This window comes from Luteibacter sp. P4_E6, assembly GCF_056401535.1.
The window spans coordinates 1-5,524 of the sequence record NZ_JBFUJE010000261.1 but is presented as its reverse complement, the minus strand read 5'-3'; the positions used below and the strand labels follow the sequence as shown (position 1 = coordinate 5,524).

Sequence of the window (5,524 nt, the reverse complement as noted above, 5' to 3'; positions counted from 1 at the left end):
AAGTCGTCCAGAGCGATGCGTATCCCAGCTGCACGCAGCCCGCCCAGAGCCCTCTGCGCAGCGCCGATATCGCGCACGAGGGCACTCTCCGTAATCTCCAGCTCCAGACGTTCCGCGAGAAGACCCGTGCGCGACAGCGTGGAAAGGACGCGCAAGGGGAACGATTCATCCCGAAGCAAGTGCGGGGAAACATTAAAGGCAAGTTCGAGATTCGCAGGCCACGTTGCGGCCTCACGACACGCTTGCTCAAACAGGTGATCGGTCAACCGCGCAATCAGACCGGTGCCTTCAGCGACGGGGATGAACCGCTCCGGACCGATCACACCTGCCGCCCGTGGCCACCGGGCTAGTGCCTCGAAGCCCCGTAGTGCGCCGGTCTTTAAATCGACTAGCGGTTGATACCATGGCTCAATAAGACCGCGCTCCACGGCGTCTGCGAGCTCACTCTCTAATGCAGCGCGTTCCCGAATAGATGCATCCATGCTGGCTTCGAAGAAACAAAGGGCGGACACACCTGACTTCTTAACACGATACAGGGCAACGTCCGCTTTACGCAGAAGCTCGGGCCCATCGGTGCCATCTTGCGGGACCAAGGCAATTCCGATTGCGACACCGACAATATGTTCGGTGGCTCCCGTCAGCACTGGCACGGTCATCGCGTCAACGATGCGAAGTGCCAAACCGGTCGCTGCTTCGCTGCCGATGTGTGTAGCCAACACCGCGAATTCATCGCCACCAAGCCTCGCAACTATATCGCCTTCACGAACACAATCCCGCAGGCGCGCGGATACCCGCATCAATACCTCGTCGCCCACTGCATGACCGTGGAGATCGTTGATGCGCTTGAAGCCATTGAGGTCGAGGCTGAGGACCGCGTGACTGGCACCGGCCTTGGGAAGGGTCAAGGCGGACTCAGTTAACGCACTGTCAAACTGCCGGCGATTAGCCAGCCCTGTCAGTGCATCGGTGAAGGCCAGGGTGCGGACCTCTTCCTCCACTGCAACGCGACGTGCCGCCTCCGCCCGCTGCTCGGTGAGGCGGCGGAGCGCAAAGATGGCAAGGCCACCACAGAAGATGGCAGCCACCATCATCAGCTCGCCTATCTCGATGCGATCGGCGTGGACCACCCCATTCTCTGCGGCGCAGAAAATATCTACCTCGTAGGCGTAAAACAGGGCCAGGAGCGTAACGATAGAAACAGCTGATCCGTCGAAGACCACGCGTCTATGTCGCGCGATGATGCGCCTCAAGCGCGAAAAGGAAGCGTTGGACATGGCGACTCTGTTCGATCGATAGGGATGTCAAAGAAGGCGAAAGTGCCGCCCGTGCGCCTGCGCGGCCTAGGCGTTGTCGTGCTCTGAAACGATCGATGGGAGCGGACGCACTTTATCTAACCGACCCCCAGGAGCCGCGTCGGTGGCGCCGTCGATCTGGAAGAAATCGACGCGCCCCCTCAACTCGGACGCCTGCGTGTGGAGCACCTGGCTTGCGGCGGCGGCCTGCTCTACCAGCGCAGCGGTGCCTTGAAGCCCGTTGTCCAGTGCCGTGACGGAGCTGTTTACCTGTTCGATCCCGAGCGATTGCTCAGCGCTTCCATTGGCGATCTGCTTCACCAAGTCGGATGCTTCGCGGACGTGTTGAACGATTTCGTCGAGCGCTTTCGCCGACACGTCGACGAGGGCGCTTCCCGCCGACACCTTCTCCGCCGCATCAGTAATCAACGACCTTATCTCTTGGGCAGACTGCGCCGACCGTTGCGCCAGACCACGGACTTCGGCTGCCACGACGGCGAATCCCTTGCCCTCCTGGCCAGCCCGAGCAGCCTCGATAGCGGCATTCAATGAAAGGAGGTTGGTCTGAAAGGAGAGATCGTCCATCAATCCGACGATGTCTACGATTCTGCGGCTGGACGCTTCGATATGTTGCATGGCGGCCACAGCGTCTCGGGTCACCACTTGTCCGGTTTCCGCGCGTGCCAAGGCCATCGTGGCCAACGTTTCGGCATGGCGCGCGTGACTGGCTGTTTGCCGCACGGACACCGTCATTTCCTCCATTGCGGCTGCGGTCTCTTCCAGGGCGGCTGCTTGTTGCTGGGCTTGCCGCGAAAGCTCGTTGTTTCCCTGCGCGATCTGACGCGAGGCATCGGCCACGGAGTCGGCGCCGCTCCGAACCTGAAGAACAACGCCAGTGAGCTGCCTGTCCATGGCGTGTAACGCCGTGGACAACTTTCCAACCTCGTCGTGACGGGGCGGCATCGGCGCCTGTTGTAGGCGGCCCGAAGCAATCGCGTCGGCAAAGGAAACAGCCTTTTGGATCGGTGAAGATATGGCGCGCAATAGCACAGATACAAGGACGACCGAAACGACAAGGCCAGCGACCACCGCGGCAAGCGAAGCCAACAGTGTTCGCTGATAAAGTCGCTGCGATTGTTGATAAGAAGCCTCGGCCTGCGCCTGGTTCTCATCATAAAGAGCGCCGATGCTTTGATTCGCCTGCGCCATCGCCGAGACATAGTTACCGCTTGTGACCGAGTGGCTCGGATCGAAGTCGCCCGTTGCGGCAGTCTCGAGCGCTTGGGTATCAAGTCGATCGAGTATGCGCCGCGCGGCCACCAGCTTGTCCGCTGCAGCGCGCTCCGTAACGCCCTCGATCATCGGGGCATACGCAGACCATGCCCTATCGATGGCCTGTGCATCGACGCGCAGTCGAGCGCGAGCGTCTTGAATGCTAGAAGGCGTCCGCAACACCAGCACACTCTGGAGAGCACTCTCGTTGGCGTGAAGACCTTGCCTAATTTCTGCGATGCGCAGGATGGGCACCAGATCACCGCGGTAAATGTCCAGCGTATAAGCGTTTGTCGCGCGAAGGCCGGAGGTCCCGATAATGCCCACGCACAAGGTCAGAAGCGCACAACTGGTGAGGCCTGCGATGAGCTTTGCGCGGATAGACAACCGACGAGGATCGAACATGGTGTTCCAGTCTGGAAGAGAACAGGACGCTGGCCGGAGATGGCGCTGGACGGGCGCATACCGTGGTCTTCGAGTCTTTCGCGGAAGTTTCAACTTGGCATGAAAATGCCGTTACATGGAAACGCAGGGGCGGTTTCTACAAATGCATCTTCCCTAATTACGTTTACCCGCCTCGGCGTCGATCAGCAGAGTGACCATGTGAACGAGATCGGCAGCAACGACATCGCTGCTCGCCCCCGGACCATTGCCCTGCGCTCCATCGATCAGATACATGATTCCACGGGCCATGCGCGAGGCGTCTGCAACACCAGCGTCCTCAAGAAGCCTTTCGATATGACGGAGAACGACCTGACGATGCCGCCTGATAACTACCCAGGCCGGGTGATCTGACGCCTGGAGTTCAGCGGCGACATTGACGAAGGGACAACCTCGGCTCGTCGCCGACGGTAGGCGTGTTGCCATGAAGCGCGTCCAACCCAGTATTTGCGCGAAGGGGTCATTGGTGTGGGTATCCGCCAACCACCTCCAGCGCTCTTCGCTCTTGGCCGCGACTGCGGAAAGCCAGCTCGCGACCAGATCATCTCGGCCCTCGTAATGACGATAGAGGGCCATCTTCGTCGTCCCCGCGGAGGCAACAATTTCATCCAGCGTCGCGGAATTGATGGATTGCCGGGCAAAGATGTCGCCGGCGGCGGCCAGTATTCGTTCTTTCGGAGAAGGCATGGGTCCAAGCATAGACGATACTATTGAGTATCGCCACGATACTCAATAGTATCGCTTCACCGCGACGCCGTCGCCTTGCTTCTGGAGCACGCGTGACATCCGATCTACGAGCCACCTACCCGTTGCTGACCGCCTACGCGCGCGGAACCTTCGCCACGCCGAATCGAATCGTCATGTCGCCCATGACACGAGGGCGCACGGACAACCCAGCCCGAGTTCCTTCATCCCTGGAAGCCGAGTATTACGCGCAGCGCGTGTCGGCGGGCCTGATCGTTACCGGTGGCACCTACGTCAGCGATCAGGCAGTAGGTGGGATTCGCGTCCCTGGGATTTTCACCAACGAGCAGGTCGACGGTTGGCGCGAGGTCGTCGACGCAGTGCATGCCCAAGGCGGCAGAATCTTCCTGCAACTGGCTCATTCCGGATCCATCTCCCATCCGGACCTTCTTGGCGGCGCACTCCCGGTGGCGCCCTCGGCCGTCGACCCAGTCCAACAGGCGTTCACCCCCGACGGCTTCAAGAAAACACTCACACCCCGTGCGCTGACCCGTTCCGATATCCGTACGCTGGTTGACGACTTCGCCCAGGCGGGACGCCGAGCTATGCAAGTGGGGTTCGACGGGGTGGAGTTGCACGCAGCCAATATCTATTTGCTACCTCAGTTTCTGAGTTCGCTGTTTAACCATCGGGACGACGACTATGGCGGCAGCCCTGCTAACCGCTCCCGGCTCATCTTAGAGATCATGCAGGCGCTTGCATCGACTTGGTCCGGTGATCGGATCGGTATCAAGCTGAGTCCCGGCCTGCATAACGTGGGATTGATACGGGCGAACGAGGACACGTTGCCGACGTACAACTATCTAATCGAGCAACTCGATCGACTCGGGCTGGCATACCTGCATCTCATGCGACCGATGACGGACGTGTCCGCTACTCCCGCCGCGATCCTGCAAGCATCAACGTACGACCATTTCCGGACGCTCTATCGCGGTACGTTGATAGCGAATGGCGGCTTTGACATCGCCTCTGCCAACGCGTTGATTGCTTCAGGAACCGTAGACCTCGTTTCCTTCGGCAGACACTTCATCGCAAATCCGGACCTGCCCGCGCGGGTAGCCGCAAATGAGATGCTCGCCCCTAGCGATTCCACAACGTATTACCAGGGCGGCGCGGAGGGATACACCACGTATCAGCCACTCGCCTCGGATCCGAATGGCCGGAACCTATCCGGCGAATCGGCTTAAAGCTCCGTTCGCAACTGTCGAAAGTATCCATGAGGAACGTGGCTACCGGCTTCCGCTGATCGGGCTGATCTCTCCACGCTTGCAGTGCCAGCCTCATCGCGCCGGTGGACACCATCGATCAAGACGTTCTGCGAACGCCTGCAAGCATTACGCGGCCATCTGGACCTGCTGATCAACAATGCGGCGGTCATGACACCACCTAAACGCCTGACCACTGCTGACGGTTTTGAGTTGCAGTTCGGCACGAACTACCTCGGCCACTTCGCCTTGACGGCATACCTGCTGCCACTGCTGCGCAAGAGCGACCAGCCACGCGTTGTCACGCTCTCGAGCGTGGCCGCAAGAAGCGGCACCATCGACTTCGACGATCTGCAGTCCGAACGAAGATATAAGCCTATGACAGCGTATGGTCAGTCGAAACTGGCCTGCCTGATGTTCGCCCAGGAACTGCAACGACGCAGTGACGCAGGGGCATTTCACGCACCGACCTATTGCCCAATGGCGCCGGAGCCTGGAGCGCTCCGGGCATCGCCCGGCGCTTCCTATGGTTCCTGTTTCAGCCAGCATCGCAAGGGGCGCTACCGACGC

The 5,524-nt window shown here is 60.1% G+C and carries 5 protein-coding genes; 2 read left to right on the top strand and 3 right to left on the bottom strand.

Annotated features, from left to right (window positions below):
• The 3 genes from AC1DT2_RS14855 to AC1DT2_RS14845 all read right to left on the bottom strand — a co-directional run.
• On the bottom strand, positions 1-1,274 hold a 1,274-nt coding region (locus AC1DT2_RS14855; RefSeq protein WP_477297134.1), incomplete at its 3' end, for a putative bifunctional diguanylate cyclase/phosphodiesterase.
• Between the two features lie 66 nt (positions 1,275-1,340).
• Positions 1,341-2,969: a methyl-accepting chemotaxis protein gene (locus AC1DT2_RS14850; protein WP_477297132.1), complete on the bottom strand. Its 1,629-nt coding sequence runs from the start codon at positions 2,967-2,969 to the stop codon at positions 1,341-1,343.
• 153 nt (positions 2,970-3,122) lie between these two features.
• Positions 3,123-3,692, bottom strand: a complete 570-nt coding sequence (locus AC1DT2_RS14845) for a TetR/AcrR family transcriptional regulator (protein ID WP_477297131.1) — start codon at positions 3,690-3,692, stop codon at positions 3,123-3,125.
• A 92-nt stretch (positions 3,693-3,784) separates the two neighbouring features.
• On the opposite strand from AC1DT2_RS14845, the gene AC1DT2_RS14840 reads away from it, so the two are divergent.
• Together AC1DT2_RS14840 and AC1DT2_RS14835 are read left to right on the top strand one after the other, a co-directional pair.
• On the top strand, positions 3,785-4,936 hold the full coding sequence (locus tag AC1DT2_RS14840) for an alkene reductase (protein WP_477297130.1): 1,152 nt from the start codon (positions 3,785-3,787) through the stop codon (positions 4,934-4,936).
• 84 nt (positions 4,937-5,020) lie between these two features.
• Positions 5,021-5,524, top strand: a 504-nt coding sequence (locus AC1DT2_RS14835) for an SDR family NAD(P)-dependent oxidoreductase (protein ID WP_477297129.1), incomplete at its 3' end; no start/stop codon positions are given.